Here is a 14180-nt window from a genome sequence, read left to right as displayed (position 1 = left end):
GCATGATGCCTGTTGTTAGTCAGTGTCGACCAAGGTCGCGTGGGATCTAATGTCGCAGGTGCGTTCAGCGCGGGGGCAGGGTTTTCTGGCGCAGGATGTAGATCGTCACCAGCACGGCGCTGGTCAGCATGAAGCCGCGAGCCCACGGCAAGGGCACCAGGTAACATGACAGCGCGATGCTCAGCCACATCAGGCCGATGGCGTAGACCTTACCCTTGAGTGGAATGCCGTTGCCATCCAGGTAATCACGAATCCATGGGCCCAGCCGTGGGTGTTCCACCAGCCAGTGATAGAACCGCGGGGAGCTTCGAGCGAAGCAGGCGGCGGCCAGCAGTAGAAAGGGCGTGGTCGGCAATACCGGTAGGAAAATGCCAATCACTCCCAGCGCTACGCTCAGCCAGCCGATGGCCAGCAGTACGTAGCGCAGGAGCAGTGAGCGGTTGCCCATGGGTGCCACGGGCAAGCGACTCAGTGGTGACGTGGCTTGAGGATCGCCGGTTTTTCGTCAGGCGCGTTGCACAGCAGGTACAGCGCGGTCAGGGCTTCCGGGATCTGCACGATCATGTCGTCCATCAGGTTGGCATCGGCGGCGATGTCGGAGAACTCTGCTTCTTCTTCGAACAGGCCCGAACCGACCATGATCGGCAGGAGCATTTCGCTGACTTCTTCTTCGGCGGTTTCGAACCAGGCGGCTTCACGCAGGAACACGCCTTCCATGAAACCGATGCACCAGCCGCGCAGGTCGGAGTCATCCGGGTCGTCGCCCAGGTCGAGGTCGCATGGCAGCTCGAACTCTTCGTCGGAGGCCAGTTGGCGCGCAATGTGGGCCTTGAGGGCGATCAGGGTGGATTCGATTTCTTCGCGCTGGGCGGCGTCGCTGTAATGAGGCTCTTCAGCGAACAGCGCGTCGATCCATTCACGGTCCGGGACGGTTTCGGAGCAGATCGACAGGGCGGTCAGGTAGCCGTGGGCGGCCACGTAGTCCAGCGCCTCGTCATGCAGCTCATCGGCGTCGAGGAAGGCTTGCAGGCGGGTTAGTTGCTCAGCGAAGGACATTGAAGGGCTACCTTGGGAATAAACGATGCTGAATTCTAGGCTTTCTTGAGCGCCCAGGCCAGCCGCACGGCATATTTGCCCGGTTTTAGAGCGGGCGTCTATTCGTCAGTCGCGCCCTTTGGCCGATGACGCTCGGGTATACTGCCGCGTTTTGTGATGCCCCTGCAGGCTTAGCGCCAATCCGGGAAAACTTCGCTTACGGATTATTTTCCGTGAAAGCGTATTTTTTCGGCCAGCCTGTACAGAGGGATTTCGGCACCATTTTGGAGTTTTACATGCTCGAGCAGGCTCAACGCGTCCTCAAGGACATCTTCGGCTACGACAGTTTTCGTGGCCGCCAGGGTGCGATCATTGAGCGTGTGGCCAGCGGCGGCGATGCCCTGGTGCTGATGCCTACCGGTGGCGGCAAGTCGCTGTGCTTCCAGGTACCCGCGCTGTTGCGCAACGGCCTGGCGGTGGTGGTGTCGCCGCTGATCGCGTTGATGGACGATCAGGTTGCCACCCTCGAAGAGCTGGGCGTCGCCGCCGCTTCCCTGAACTCCACTCTCAGCGCCGAGCAGCAGCGCGACCTGGCCGCACGAATCAAGCGCGGTGAAGTGAAGATGTTGTACCTGGCGCCGGAGCGTCTGGTGCAGCCACGCATGTTGGACTTTTTGCAGAGCCTTGAAATCGCCCTGTTCGCCATCGACGAAGCCCACTGTGTATCGCAGTGGGGCCACGATTTCCGCCGCGAATACCTGCAGCTTGGTCAATTGGCGGAGCTGTTCCCCGACGTGCCGCGCATCGCCCTGACCGCCACCGCCGACAAACGTACCCGTGAAGAGATCGTCGAGCGCCTGCATTTGCAGAATGCCGAGCGCTTCCTGTCCAGCTTTGACCGGCCGAATATCTTCTATCGCATCGTACCCAAGGAGCAGCCACGCAAGCAGTTGCTCGCGTTCCTGTCCGAGCGGCGCAGCGATGCGGGTATTGTCTACTGCCTGTCACGCAAGAAGGTCGATGAAGTCGCTGCGTTCCTGTGCGAGCAAGGCTACCCGGCGCTGCCTTACCACGCCGGCCTGCCCAATGAAACGCGCTCTGCGCACCAGAAACGCTTCCTCAACGAGGAAGGCCTGATCATGGTGGCGACCATCGCCTTCGGCATGGGTATCGACAAATCCAACGTGCGTTTCGTGGCGCACATGGACCTGCCCAAATCCCTTGAGGCCTATTACCAGGAAACCGGACGTGCCGGCCGTGATGGCCTGCCGGCGGATGCCTGGATGGTCTACGGCCTGCAGGACGTGGTGATGCTCAAGCAGATGCTGCAGAACTCCGAAGGGGACGAGCGTCACAAGCGTCTGGAGCAGCACAAGCTCGACGCCATGCTTTCGTTGTGCGAAGAAACCCGCTGCCGCCGTCAGACGCTGCTGGCGTATTTCGACGAAGACATGCCGCAACCCTGCGGCCACTGCGACAACTGCATCGACGGCGTGCAAACCTGGGACGCTACCGAGCCTGCGCGCCAGGCGTTGTCGACGATCTATCGCACTGGCCAGCGCTATGGCGTGGGCCATCTGGTGGATGTGTTGCTCGGCAAGGACAATGAAAAAGTTCGTAGCTTCGGCCACGAAAAACTGTCGGTCTATGGCGTCGGCAAGGCCCGTGCCGAGGGCGAATGGCGTTCGCTGTTTCGCCAGATGGTTGCCCGTGGCCTCGTCGACATTGATATCGAAGGCTATGGCGGGCTGCGCCTGAACGACAGTTGCCGGCCGTTGCTCAAGGGTGAAGTCAGCCTGGAACTGCGCCGCGACCTAAAGCCGCAGGCCAGCGCCAAAAGCAGCAGCACCAGCCAGGCCAGCCAGTTGGTGCGGGGCGAGGAGCGCGAGCAGTGGGAGGCGTTGCGTACCCTGCGGCGCAAATTGGCGCAGGAACACAGCGTGCCGCCCTACGTTATCTTCCCCGACTCCACGTTGCTGGAAATGCTCCGCGAGCAACCAACCACCATGGCCGAGATGGCTCGGGTCAGTGGCGTGGGTGCGCGCAAGCTGGAGCGTTACGGCCAGGCCTTCCTCGAAGTGCTCGGCGGCCAGGCAGAAGCGCCGAAGGAAATCGCCGATATTCGCCACGAACTGATCAGCCTGGCCCGCGCTGGCATGACCCCGATCCAGATCGCTGGCCAATTGCAATGCTCGGAAAAAAATGTGTATACCCTGCTCGCCGAAGCCATTGGCAAGCAACAGTTGTCGCTGGAGCAGGCCCTTGATTTGCCTGAGGATTTACTCGGCGAAATCCAGGATGCCTTCCTCGACGGAGAAGGCGAATTGCCACCTGTAGTGGAGATCGCTCCGTTGTTCACCGGGCGTGTTCCCGAGGGTGTTTTGTACTGCGTGCGTGCCGCTTTGCAGTCGGAATTCGAAATTTAGTGTGGCAATTACGACAATGTAACGAATCAGTACATACCGGGCCTTGCCTACTGGCATGGCTCATGCTTAGCTGACTAATAATTAGCCACACTTTATTTTCAGTCTTAAACATGAGTTTTTTATGCCGTTAACCGATCAACACCGTTTTGGCATGCAGTTGGCGCAAATGTCCCGAGGTTGGCGCGCCGAGCTGGACCGTCGTTTGGCGGGGCTAGGGTTGTCCCAGGCGCGCTGGCTGGTGCTGCTGCATCTGGCCCGTTTTGTCGAAGCACCTACCCAACGTGAACTGGCACAAAGTGTCGGCGTCGAAGGGCCGACCTTGGCGCGCCTGCTCGACAGCCTGGAAGGCCAGGGCCTGGTGCAACGCCAGGCCGTGGTGGAAGACCGCCGCGCCAAACGCATTTTGTTGTGTGATACCGCTCAACCGCTGATCGACCAGATCGAGACCATCGCCACGGCCTTGCGCCATGAGCTGTTCGTTGGGGTGAATGAAGAGGATCTGCGCGTGTGCATGCGTGTGCACGAGCACATTCTGGCGAACCTGGAAAAGTCCTGACTCCCAATTCGCCGAGAACCAAATGTGGGAGGGGGCTTGCTCCCGATTGCGGTGGGCCAGCTACAGAATTGTTGACTGATACCCCGCCATCGGGAGCAAGCCCCCTCCCACATTAGTTCTGTGCTGTGTCAGAAGGTCTGGCCCAGGTTCAGGTACACCGCCTTCTGATTATCATCATTGAACCCATAGCTGAAATTCAGCGGCCCCAGTGGCGTATCAAACCCCAGGAAAATACTCGCGGCATTGATATACCCGCTGTCGAATTCGTTGTCGTTGTTCCACGCCCGGCCCCGTTCCAGTGAGGCACCCAGGTACAACGGGAAGTCCAGTGGCAGGTACGAGCGTGGGGTCAGCCGGCGGAAGTACACCGCGCGCATCAGGCTGACGTTCTGGCCCGAAATCGCATCCTGGCGAAAGCCCGACAATTGCCGCGCCCCACCCAGCAGGAAGCTGGAGATCACCACATCGGAATTATCCAGCGTGCGTCCATAGCGACCGCCGAGTATCAGAGTGTCCGGGCCATGGCTCATGGCCTTGTCCAGTTTGAACTCCCATTGACGGTAGCGCTGGTCCGAACCCAGTCCGGGTTCGAATTCGCGAAAGGCCAGGCCTATGTCTTCGCCGCTGTGCGGGAAGTAGACGTTGTCGAGGGAGTCGAAGGAATATTTAAGCTCATAGAACCCTTCGCTGAAACTCACGCTCGGCAGGTCGCGCTCGCCGATACGCACGTCCGCCTTGCCCCACGCCTCACCTACGCCGAAGCGGATCTCGCCGCTGTTGCCGATCTGGCGTCCTACGTTCAAGCCAAAGCCATAGCGTTCCAGGCGATATTCGGAGATGGGGTCGTTGTCCAGGATCAGCTCAACGTTCTGCGCCTCGGCTCTGATGTAAGGCGCGACGAAGTAGCGCGACCCGGTGTCCATCGGTTGGTAGAACTCGCTGTACAGCTCCTGTCGATCACCGATCTGCACCCGAGTCAGCCATTCCGCGCCGAGGCGGTTGATGCCGTTCACTCGATAGCTGGCGCCAAGGTTGAAAGCGCTGTCGCCGCGCATGTCATCCGACAGGTTCAAGCCCAGGCGCAGGTAGTCGGTGCCGCTGCGCTTGCCCCGCGCGCTGATCACCAGGGTGTTGTCCTGGCCCTTTTTGACCACGCGGTATTGCACCTGCTCGAAGTAATCCAGGCCGTACAGTGTGCCCATGTCCGATTGCAGGCGCCCCAGGTTCAGCGGTTCTCCCAGCCCCTGACGGATGTAATAGCGGATCACGTCGTCGCTGACTTTGGAGTCGTTCTCCACCTTGATAGCGGTGATCACCGGGGTGCGCTCGCCCGGCGTGCGTGCAGCCACCAGTTGCGCGTCGATGGGCTCGACCGGACGCAGGTTCGCCAGGCGCACATCCAGGGCGCGGGTGGCGCGGTAACCGGCGTCGATCATGTCTTTGGCGCGGCCGAAGTCGGTCACGCCATAGGCGGCCAGAGGCGGTTGGATCAGCACATCCTTGGGGTTCAGAGCCTTGAGTTGCTCCTCGGAATTGCGCCGGGTCATCAGGGTGATGGACTGGTTGAGCACGTCCACCACGGTCGCCAATTGCTTGCGCGAGCGCAGCGGGGTGCCGATGTCGACCACGATGGCAATATCGACGCCCATCTCCCGCGCCACATCCAACGGGATGTTGTCGGTCATACCGCCGTCCACCAGCAGGCGGCCGTCCAGTTCCACCGGGGCGAACACGGCGGGGATCGACATGCTGGCGCGTATCACCTGGGGCAGGTGGCCCTTGCTGAACACGACTTTTTCGCCGGTGGTAATGTCGGTGGCCACTGCGCGGAACGGGATCGGCAGCTTGTCGAAGTTACGCGTGTTGCTGCTGTGGGCAAACATGCTTTCCAGCAGCAGCGCCAGGTTCTGGCCCTGGATCACACCCAGTGGCAGGCCGAGGCTGCCGTCGTCGCGGAAACTGAGTTTCTGCTTGACCAGGAAATCCCGGTCGTCCTGTTTGCGCCGAAATGGTACGTCTTCGCGTGGTGGGGCGTCCGACAGGGCCTGTTGCCAGTCGATGCCCAGCGCCAGCTTCTCCAGTTCGTCGATCTTGTAGCCCGATGCGTACAGCCCGCCAATTACCGCACCCATGCTGGTGCCGGCAATCGCATCAATATGGATGCCCTGTTCCTCAAGGGCTTTGAGCACACCGATATGCGCCAGGCCACGGGCGGCACCACCGGACAACACCAGGCCGATTTTAGGGCGGGGTGCTTCCAAGGCTTCGGCAAGCAGGGGGACTAGGCACAGGAACAGGCAAGACAGCAGGCGGCGCATCATCAATCTCGAGGCTGGGCGATAAAGGCCGCTATTATAGCCACTCGATTCGCTGGGCCCGTCATGTCAGGAGCCGCTTAAATTATGTCTGCAAGCAAACCCGAGATCGTTATCACTTATTGCACCCAGTGCCAGTGGTTGCTGCGCGCCGCGTGGCTGGCCCAGGAGTTGCTCAGTACATTTGCCGATGATCTGGGGCGCGTGGCGCTGGAGCCGGCCACCGGTGGCGCCTTTCGCATCACCTGTGATGGCGTGCAGATCTGGGAACGCAAAGCCGACGGCGGCTTTCCCGAGGCCAAGGTACTAAAACAGCGGGTACGCGACCAGATCGACCCGCAGCGCGATCTGGGCCATAACGATCGTACGCAATGAAAGTCACCGCCACAGAGGGGCGGTGACCCTACCGCTACTTGGCAGCGAGCTTTTGTTTGATAAAACCGACGGCCCACGTCAATACCAACCCACCGACGCCACCGCCGACAATATTGCTGCCGATCGCGGCAACATCCAGCGCTTCGCCGCTGGTGGTGCCCGTGAGTGCGGCGACAATCTGGCCCAGCACCAAGCCGCCGACTCCGCCGAGAAAGGTATTGAGCCCTGTCCCCAGGCTCTGTTTGGTCATGCCGGCGATGTTGCCACCGACGGCACCGCTGATGATCTGGACCAGCAAGCTGATGAGCATTTCCATGATGAAACTCCTGCATCGCATTGAGGGGTGACCACTCGCTTGCAGCAACTTCAGAAAGCACCATGGCTGTCGTCGAGGAGTCTTTATCCGTTGAACGACTACAGACTGTTGCGGACGTTTAAAGTATAGATCAGGCTGTGGTTGCCGGTTGTTTGGCCTGGCTGGCGCTGCCCATCAGGCCGGAAAGCACGATGGCGAGGATGATCAAGGCGCCGCCCAGCAACATGCGTAAGGTCGGGGTTTCGGCAAACAACAGCCAGGCCACGGTGATGCCGTAGACAGGTTCCATGGCAAACACCACCGAGGCGGTGCGCGCCTTGATCACGGCAAGGCTGGCGACAAACAGGCTATGGGCAAGACCAGTACAAAACACTCCCAGCAACCCGATCCACAGCCAGTCAATCCCACGTACATCCGCCAGCCCTGGTGCGGCCACCGGCAGCAGGCAGGCCGCGACCACCACGTTCTGGCACAGCGCGGCCTGTACCGCAGGAATGCGCCCGGAGCTGGCGCGATTGTTCAGCGATAACAACGAGAACAACAGCCCCGAGGCGATCCCCCACAGTAGGCCGCTGGTGGCCTCGCTGGCGAGGTTGAAATCCGGGGTCACCAGCACCAGGCCAACGGTGACCAGGGCCACTAGCAGCACTTCATTGGCGCGAATGCGCTCGCGGAAGATCAACCCTTCAAGGATCACGGTAAAGGCCGGAAAGGCGGTAAACCCCAGGGTCGCCACGGCCACGCCGGCGACTTTGACGGCAATAAAGAACGTCACCCAATGCGCGGCCAGCAACACACCGCTGACCAGCAGGCGGCGCCAGTCGCGCATCTCCAGTGTCTTCCAGGGCGCGTTGCTGGCAAAGCGGGCAAACACCGCCAGGGCGAGCACAGCAAACGCGGCGCGACCAAACACGATGATGGCAGGGGAGGCCGCCGCCAGCTTGCCGAATACGCCGGTGAGGCCAAACATCAATGCGCCGATATGCAGGGCGCCAAGGGCTGAACGGGGAGTCATTGCGATCCTTGAAGCAACGGGGGTAACAGCCTCGCAGTCTAGAGGCATGGTTTGCGGGCGTCTGTCGCCGGCCTCGCGATTTTTAGCGTGGGGCTCTTGTCAGTCGGCCCGACGCAGGGCGCTGGGCGTGGCGCCAAACTCGCGCAACATGGCGGCACTGAATGCGCTTTGCGAGGCGTAGCCGACGCGCTCGGCAACCTCACCAATGGCAAGCGGTGTGCCGCGCAAAAGCCCCAGCGCCATGTGCAAGCGACGACTGCGAAGATAATCCATCGGCGTTTGCCCGCATTCGGCCATGAAGCGTGCATGCAGGCGCGCCACGGAAAGCCCGGCGATGCGCGCCAGGTCGGCCACCTGCAACGGGCGCGCAGCATGGCGCTGGATATGGGCATTGAACGCTGCATAAGGCAGGCGCCGGCCAGGCTGCGATTTAGCCTGGGGATGATTGAGGCTGGCCAGTAACAGCACCGCACCTTGCTGGACGATCAGCGGGTCGTCCACCGGGCTGTGCGCCAGCCACTGCACCAGTTGGCTTTGCCGCGGATCCAGCGTCAGTCGCGCCGGTTGCCCCAGCAAGCGGCGACTGGCATCGGCATGCTCGCCCAGGGATTGCACCACCCAATGCTCGGTCGGCACATCCAGCACCAGGCAGCGGCTGCCATCGCGGCTGCCACAGGCATGATGGGTGGAGAAGGGCAGCACCATCACACTGCTCTCGCGCACTTGGCTGCCACGGCCATCGACTTCCAGCTCCAGGTGCCCGGACAGGCCGAACACCAACTGCGCATGGTCATGGCTGTGGGCGATGGGGGCTTCGAGGTAGTGGCGTAGCGTGAGGCTCGGGCTCATCGCAATCTCCAGGGCGGCAAGGCGCCAGTCTACAACGCTTTGCGGGCATTTAGCGCTGTCATCAGACTGACGCACAGCTGTCATGGGCTATTAATCGCCAAGGCGCAAGCTCGCGAAAACAGCGTCGAGGGATGCCCATGACCCATGCCGAGTTCACCCAGCCCAGCCGCAAGCAACGGGTGCGAACCCTGTGGATTTCCGACGTGCATCTAGGCACCCGGGATTGCCAGGCCGAGCACTTGTCGCAGTTTCTCAAGGGCTACCACGCCGACAAGGTCTACCTGGTGGGCGATATTATCGATGGTTGGAAAATGCGTGGCGGCATGTATTGGCCCCAGGCCCACACCAATGTGATCCGTCGACTGCTGACCATGGCCAAGCGCGGCACCGAGGTGATCTACGTCACTGGCAACCATGATGAATTTTTACGACGCTATTCCAAGCTGATCCTGGGCAATATCCAGTTGGTCGATGAGGCAGTGCATGTGACCGCCGACGGTCGGCATCTATTGGTGATCCATGGCGACCAGTTCGATGTGATCACCCGTTATCACCGTTGGCTGGCGTTCCTCGGCGACTCGGCCTACGAATTCACCCTCACGCTTAACCGCTGGCTCAACCATTGGCGCGCGCGCTACGGTTATGGCTACTGGTCGCTGTCGGCGTACCTGAAACACAAGGTGAAAAGCGCCGTGAGCTTTATCAGCGATTTCGAAGAAGCGATTGCCCACGAAGTCACCAGGCGCGAACTGCATGGGGTGGTGTGCGGGCATATCCACCATGCCGAGATTCGCAAAGTGGGCGAGGTGGATTACCTCAATTGCGGGGATTGGGTAGAGTCGTGCACCGCGCTGATCGAGCACTGGGATGGGCATATCGAGTTGTATCGGTTGGCGGACGTCCAGGCCAGGGAGGCGCAGCTCAAGGCTGAAATGGTCGCTGGCTAAAAGCCTCGCCTCGGTAAAAATGTGGGAGGGGGCGTGCCCCCTCCCACATTTTTGATCCCGCAGTTTTCAGTTGGAAACGTCGGCGATAGCTTGGGCCAGCAGCGTCAAACGTGTCGCATCCACCCCGGCCACGTTGGCCCGGCCTGAACTGACCATATACACGCTGTGCTCCTCGCGCAGTTGCTTGACCTGCTCGGCACTCAAACCGGTATAGGAAAACATCCCGCGCTGCGCGCCGATATGGGCAAACTTCTCGGCCAAGCCATGGGGCTTCAAGGCTTCCACCAACCCGGAGCGCAAGTGCGCGATCCGCGAGCGCATGGCCTCGACTTCCTCGCTCCACAGTTTTTTCAGCTCGGTATCACCGAGGATGGTCGCCACCACGGCAGCGCCATGATCCGGCGGCGTCGACCACAGGTTGCGGGCGATATTCGCCAGTTGGCTGCGCACATCGGTGAGCTTTTCGGCATCCGCAGCACACACGATCAGTGCGCCGACCCGGTCGCGATACAGACCGAAGTTCTTCGAGCAGGAACTGGTGACCAGCACTTCCGGCAACTCGGCTGCAAACAGGCGCACCGCCCACGCGTCCTGCTCCAGGCCATCACCAAAGCCCTGGTAAGCAAAGTCGATCAGCGGCAGCAACTGGCGTTCCCGCACAATCTGCAACACCTGGCGCCAGTCATCCTGGGTCAGGTCGAAGCCGGTCGGGTTATGGCAGCAGGCATGCAGCAGCACCACGTCACCCTTGGGTACCGTGGACAGGGTCGCAAGCATCGCCGCCACATCCAGGCGATTGTCGCTGCCTACGTAAGGGTAGTGACTGACCTTAAGCCCGGCCTTGGCAAAAATGGTCTCGTGGATCGGCCAGGTCGGGTTGCTCAACCACACGCCACGGCCAGGCAGGCTCTGGGCGATAAAGTCAGCGCTCAGGCGCAGGGCGCCGGTGCCGCCTGGGGTCTGGGTGGCGCCGGCGCGGCGTTCGCGCAACAAGGCCGAATCGGCACCGAGCACCAGCTCACTGATCAGGGTGCCGAAAGCCGCGTCACCATGACCACCCATGTAGGTCTTGGTCACCTGGGTATCAACCAGGCGCTGTTCCGCCAGCTTCACCGAGTGGGGAATCGGCGTCAGGCCCTGGTCGTCCTTATACACGCCCACGCCCAGGTCGAACTTGTTCGGGTTGGCATCCTGGGCATACAGGTCCATCAGCCCGAGGATCGGGTCACCGGGCACGCGGCCAATCGCATCGAAGTGCATTACTTGCGGCCCTCGGCAGTCTTGGCCACTTCGTCGGTGCGCGCAGCCATGATGAAGTCGTTGCGGTGCAGGCCCTTGATGGAGTGGCTCCACCAGGTCACGGTGACTTTGCCCCATTCGGTGAGCAGGCCAGGGTGATGGCCTTCGGCTTCGGAGATTTCACCCATGGCGTTGGTGAAGGCCAGGGCGAACTTGAAGTTCTTGAACAGGAAGACCTTTTCCAGCTGCATGACGCCGTCGCGCACTTCGATGTTCCAGTCAGGGATCTGCTTGAGCAGCACCGGCAGTTCTTCATCGCTGACTTGCGGGGCATCGGCGCGGCAGGCTTCGCAGTGGGCTTGGTTCAAGGTGGTCATGGGAGGTGTCCTGAATTCGAATGTTTGAAGGTCAGTGGCGTTACCCTAAAGCAACGCGCGGCCAGGGAACAGACTCACCTGGCCTAAAAAGGCACAGCTCAAGCAGCCTTGGGCTTTGGCGGGAATTTCGGTGCGTGCAAGCCCAATTCCATACCGCGCTCGACCATGCCCATGATGTCTTCCTGCGCCACGTCGAACAGGCGCTTGAGTTCGGGCAATACGAAGTACAGCGGTTGCAGGATGTCGATACGATAAGGGGTGCGCATCGCTTCCAGCGGATCGAAGGCTTGGTGCTCGGGCTCATCCGACAGGCAATACACGCTTTCTTTAGGCGAAGACAGAATGCCGCCACCGTAGATGCGCCGCCCTTGGGGCGTGTCCACCAGGCCGAACTCGATGGTCATCCAGTACAGGCGCGCCAGGTACACCCGTTGCTCCTTGGTGGCCGCCAGGCCGAGCTTGCCGTAGGTGTGGGTGAATTCGGCGAACCAGGGGTTGGTCAGCAGCGGGCAGTGGCCAAAGATCTCGTGGAAAATATCCGGTTCTTGCAGGTAGTCCAGCTCTTCACGGGTACGAATAAAGGTCGCCACCGGAAATTGCTTGCTGGCGAGCAATTCAAAAAAGGTCTGGAAGGGAATCAGTGCGGGTACACGCGCGACTTGCCAGCCGGTGGTTTCGGCCAGCACCTTGTTGATTTCGCCCAACTGGGGGATGCGATCCAACGGCAGGCCGAGCTTGTCGATGCCGTCCAGGTATTCCTGGCAGGCACGGCCTTCGATCACTTTGAGTTGGCGAGTGATCAGCGTGTTCCATACCGCGTGTTCTTCTGGCGGGTAATGGATAAAACCTTGCGCATCGGGCTCGCGGGCCACGTAGTGCGTCTGCTTCATACGGCTCTCCTGCTAGGCATTCGTTCTTGTTATGTCCTGCGATGCACCTATTGATAACCCGAACAGCGCCGGATTCCATCGCGGTCTTGCCTGGGTGCGTAGGAAAAACTACCCGTTTTCGTAAAGTATTCGTTACGGGTGTAGGCCTTATCTGTGTCTTGGGCTGTGAAAAGGTGACGCGCTGTCACATAATCTTGACGACTATCTGCGCCCAGCGGCAAAAAGACGCGGTGCCTCCCTACTTTTCGAGCCTTTCATGCGTATCAAAGTGCACTGCCAGAACCGCATCGGCATCCTGCGGGACATCCTCAACCTGTTGGTGGAGTACGGCGTCAACGTCGCCAAGGGCGAGGTCGGCGGTGAGCATGGCAATGCCATCTACCTGTTTTGCCCGAACCTGGTGAACATGCAATTCCAGGCATTGCGCCCGCAGTTCGAGGCGATTGCCGGCGTATTCGGCGTCAAAAGGGTGGGGCTGATGCCGAGCGAGCGGCGGCATATGGAACTCAATGCGCTGCTTGGCGCCCTGGAATTTCCGGTGCTGTCCATCGACATGGGCGGTTCTATCGTCGCTGCCAATCGTGCAGCGGCACAGTTACTCGGTGTGCGGGTGGATGAGGTGCCGGGTATTCCACTGTCGCGCTATGCCGAGGACTTCGATTTGCCGGAACTGGTGCGTGCCAGCAAATCGCGGATCAACGGCTTGCGGGTCAAGGTCAAAGGTGACGTGTTTTTGGCGGATATCGCCCCACTGCAATCCAGTGAGCATGACGACAGTGAGGCCATGGCCGGTGCCGTGCTGACCTTGCATCGCGCTGACCGTGTGGGTGAGCGCATCTACAACGTGCGCAAGCAAGAGCTGCGCGGCTTTGACAGCATCTTTCAAAGCTCCAAAGTGATGGCTGCGGTGGTCCGAGAAGCACGGCGCATGGCACCGCTGGATGCGCCGCTATTAATAGAAGGCGAAACCGGCACCGGCAAAGAACTGCTGGCCCGTGCGTGTCACCTGGCCAGCCCGCGAGGGCAGTCGCCTTTGATGGCCCTCAATTGTGCGGGGTTGCCCGAGTCGATGGCTGAGACTGAACTATTCGGCTACGGCCCCGGTGCTTTTGAGGGGGCGCGAGCGGAGGGCAAGCTCGGGCTGCTGGAGTTGACGGCGGGCGGTACCTTGTTTCTTGATGGCGTTGGTGAAATGAGCGCGAGATTGCAGGTGAAGTTGCTGCGCTTCTTGCAGGATGGGTGTTTCCGTCGGGTCGGCAGTGATGAAGAGGTGTATCTGGATGTGCGGGTGATCTGTGCGACCCAGGTGGACTTGTCGGAACTCTGCGCCCGGGGTGAGTTTCGCCAGGATCTCTATCACCGACTGAACGTGCTGTCGCTGCACATTCCACCCTTGCGTGAATGCCTGGACGGCCTGGCGCCCTTGGTCGAGCATTTTCTTGACCAAGCCAGTCGGCAGATCGGTTGCCCGCTGCCCAAGTTGGCGCCCGCTGCCATGGAGCGTCTTAGCCACTACCACTGGCCAGGCAATGTGCGGCAGTTGGAAAACGTGTTGTTTCAGGCGGTATCGTTGTGTGAGGGCGGCACGGTCAAGGTCGAGCATATTCGTCTGCCGGATTACGGCGTGCGTCAGCCGCTTGGGGATTTTTCGTTGGAAGGCGGTTTGGAGGATATCGTGGGGCGGTTCGAAAAGGCCGTGTTGGAAAGCCTTTACGCCGAGCACCCAAGCAGCCGGCAACTGGGTAAGCGCTTGGGTGTATCGCACACCACCATTGCGAATAAGTTGCGCGACTATAAGGTGATCAAGTAAGGGTATCGCGATGCTGGACACTGCGTCTTG

The 14180-nt window shown here is 60.6% G+C and carries 14 protein-coding genes; 5 read left to right on the top strand and 9 right to left on the bottom strand.

Annotated features, from left to right (window positions below):
- Positions 1-64 precede the first annotated feature (64 nt).
- Positions 65-448, bottom strand: coding sequence for a YbaN family protein (locus E4P00_RS07330; RefSeq protein WP_032803663.1), 384 nt, complete (start codon positions 446-448; stop codon positions 65-67).
- Positions 449-468: 20 nt separating this feature from the next.
- Entirely contained in the window at positions 469-1056 is a 588-nt protein-coding gene (locus E4P00_RS07325; RefSeq protein ID WP_005790129.1) for a YecA family protein, read from the bottom strand.
- A 275-nt stretch (positions 1057-1331) separates the two neighbouring features.
- Here E4P00_RS07325 and recQ point away from each other — a divergent pair, with 275 nt between their 5' ends.
- Together recQ and E4P00_RS07315 are read left to right on the top strand one after the other, a co-directional pair.
- Positions 1332-3461 carry a DNA helicase RecQ gene (gene recQ, locus E4P00_RS07320; RefSeq protein WP_248131051.1) on the top strand — a complete coding sequence of 710 codons (2130 nt, stop codon included), beginning with the start codon at positions 1332-1334 and terminating at the stop codon, positions 3459-3461.
- Positions 3462-3582: 121 nt separating this feature from the next.
- Positions 3583-4017 (top strand): MarR family transcriptional regulator, encoded by a 435-nt coding sequence (locus tag E4P00_RS07315; protein ID WP_003193007.1) that lies wholly within the window; start codon positions 3583-3585, stop codon positions 4015-4017.
- A gap of 128 nt (positions 4018-4145) precedes the next feature.
- On the opposite strand, the gene E4P00_RS07310 is transcribed toward E4P00_RS07315, so the two are convergent.
- Positions 4146-6335 (bottom strand): patatin-like phospholipase family protein, encoded by a 2190-nt coding sequence (locus E4P00_RS07310; protein ID WP_005790125.1) that lies wholly within the window; start codon positions 6333-6335, stop codon positions 4146-4148.
- Between the two features lie 84 nt (positions 6336-6419).
- Between E4P00_RS07310 and E4P00_RS07305 the strand changes: the two genes are divergently transcribed.
- Positions 6420-6707: a SelT/SelW/SelH family protein gene (locus E4P00_RS07305; protein WP_043049661.1), complete on the top strand. Its 288-nt coding sequence runs from the start codon at positions 6420-6422 to the stop codon at positions 6705-6707.
- Positions 6708-6741: 34 nt separating this feature from the next.
- On the opposite strand, the gene E4P00_RS07300 is transcribed toward E4P00_RS07305, so the two are convergent.
- The 3 genes from E4P00_RS07300 to E4P00_RS07290 form a co-directional block, all read right to left on the bottom strand.
- Positions 6742-7023, bottom strand: a complete 282-nt coding sequence (locus E4P00_RS07300) for a hypothetical protein (RefSeq protein ID WP_003193002.1) — start codon at positions 7021-7023, stop codon at positions 6742-6744.
- A 130-nt stretch (positions 7024-7153) separates the two neighbouring features.
- A complete protein-coding gene (locus E4P00_RS07295; RefSeq protein WP_032880046.1) occupies positions 7154-8038 on the bottom strand; it encodes a DMT family transporter in 885 nt (294 codons plus the stop codon).
- 99 nt (positions 8039-8137) lie between these two features.
- Positions 8138-8887: an AraC family transcriptional regulator gene (locus tag E4P00_RS07290; protein WP_032880047.1), complete on the bottom strand. Its 750-nt coding sequence runs from the start codon at positions 8885-8887 to the stop codon at positions 8138-8140.
- Between the two features lie 137 nt (positions 8888-9024).
- Here E4P00_RS07290 and E4P00_RS07285 point away from each other — a divergent pair, with 137 nt between their 5' ends.
- Positions 9025-9834 carry a UDP-2,3-diacylglucosamine diphosphatase gene (locus E4P00_RS07285; protein WP_078821980.1) on the top strand — a complete coding sequence of 270 codons (810 nt, stop codon included), beginning with the start codon at positions 9025-9027 and terminating at the stop codon, positions 9832-9834.
- Positions 9835-9900: 66 nt separating this feature from the next.
- On the opposite strand, the gene E4P00_RS07280 is transcribed toward E4P00_RS07285, so the two are convergent.
- From E4P00_RS07280 to phhA, 3 genes are all read right to left on the bottom strand, one after another.
- The gene (locus E4P00_RS07280) at positions 9901-11094 is read right to left on the bottom strand and encodes an amino acid aminotransferase (protein WP_248131049.1); all 1194 of its coding nucleotides are present in this window, start codon (positions 11092-11094) and stop codon (positions 9901-9903) included.
- Positions 11094-11450, bottom strand: a complete 357-nt coding sequence (locus E4P00_RS07275) for a 4a-hydroxytetrahydrobiopterin dehydratase (protein WP_005790113.1) — start codon at positions 11448-11450, stop codon at positions 11094-11096. Before E4P00_RS07275 ends, E4P00_RS07280 begins: the two co-directional genes overlap by 1 nt.
- 98 nt (positions 11451-11548) lie before the next feature.
- Positions 11549-12340, bottom strand: coding sequence for a phenylalanine 4-monooxygenase (phhA, locus tag E4P00_RS07270; RefSeq protein ID WP_043049667.1), 792 nt, complete (start codon positions 12338-12340; stop codon positions 11549-11551).
- A 256-nt stretch (positions 12341-12596) separates the two neighbouring features.
- Between phhA and E4P00_RS07265 the strand changes: the two genes are divergently transcribed.
- A complete protein-coding gene (locus tag E4P00_RS07265) occupies positions 12597-14150 on the top strand; it encodes a sigma-54-dependent phenylalanine hydroxylase transcriptional regulator PhhR (RefSeq protein ID WP_005790109.1) in 1554 nt (517 codons plus the stop codon).
- Positions 14151-14180: the final 30 nt, after the last annotated feature.

Origin of the sequence: Pseudomonas sp. B329 (assembly GCF_023127835.1) — a bacterium.
In the GTDB taxonomy this organism is placed as follows: Bacteria; Pseudomonadota; Gammaproteobacteria; order Pseudomonadales; family Pseudomonadaceae; genus Aquipseudomonas; species Aquipseudomonas synxantha_A.
This window is presented reverse-complemented; position numbering and strand designations above follow the sequence as displayed.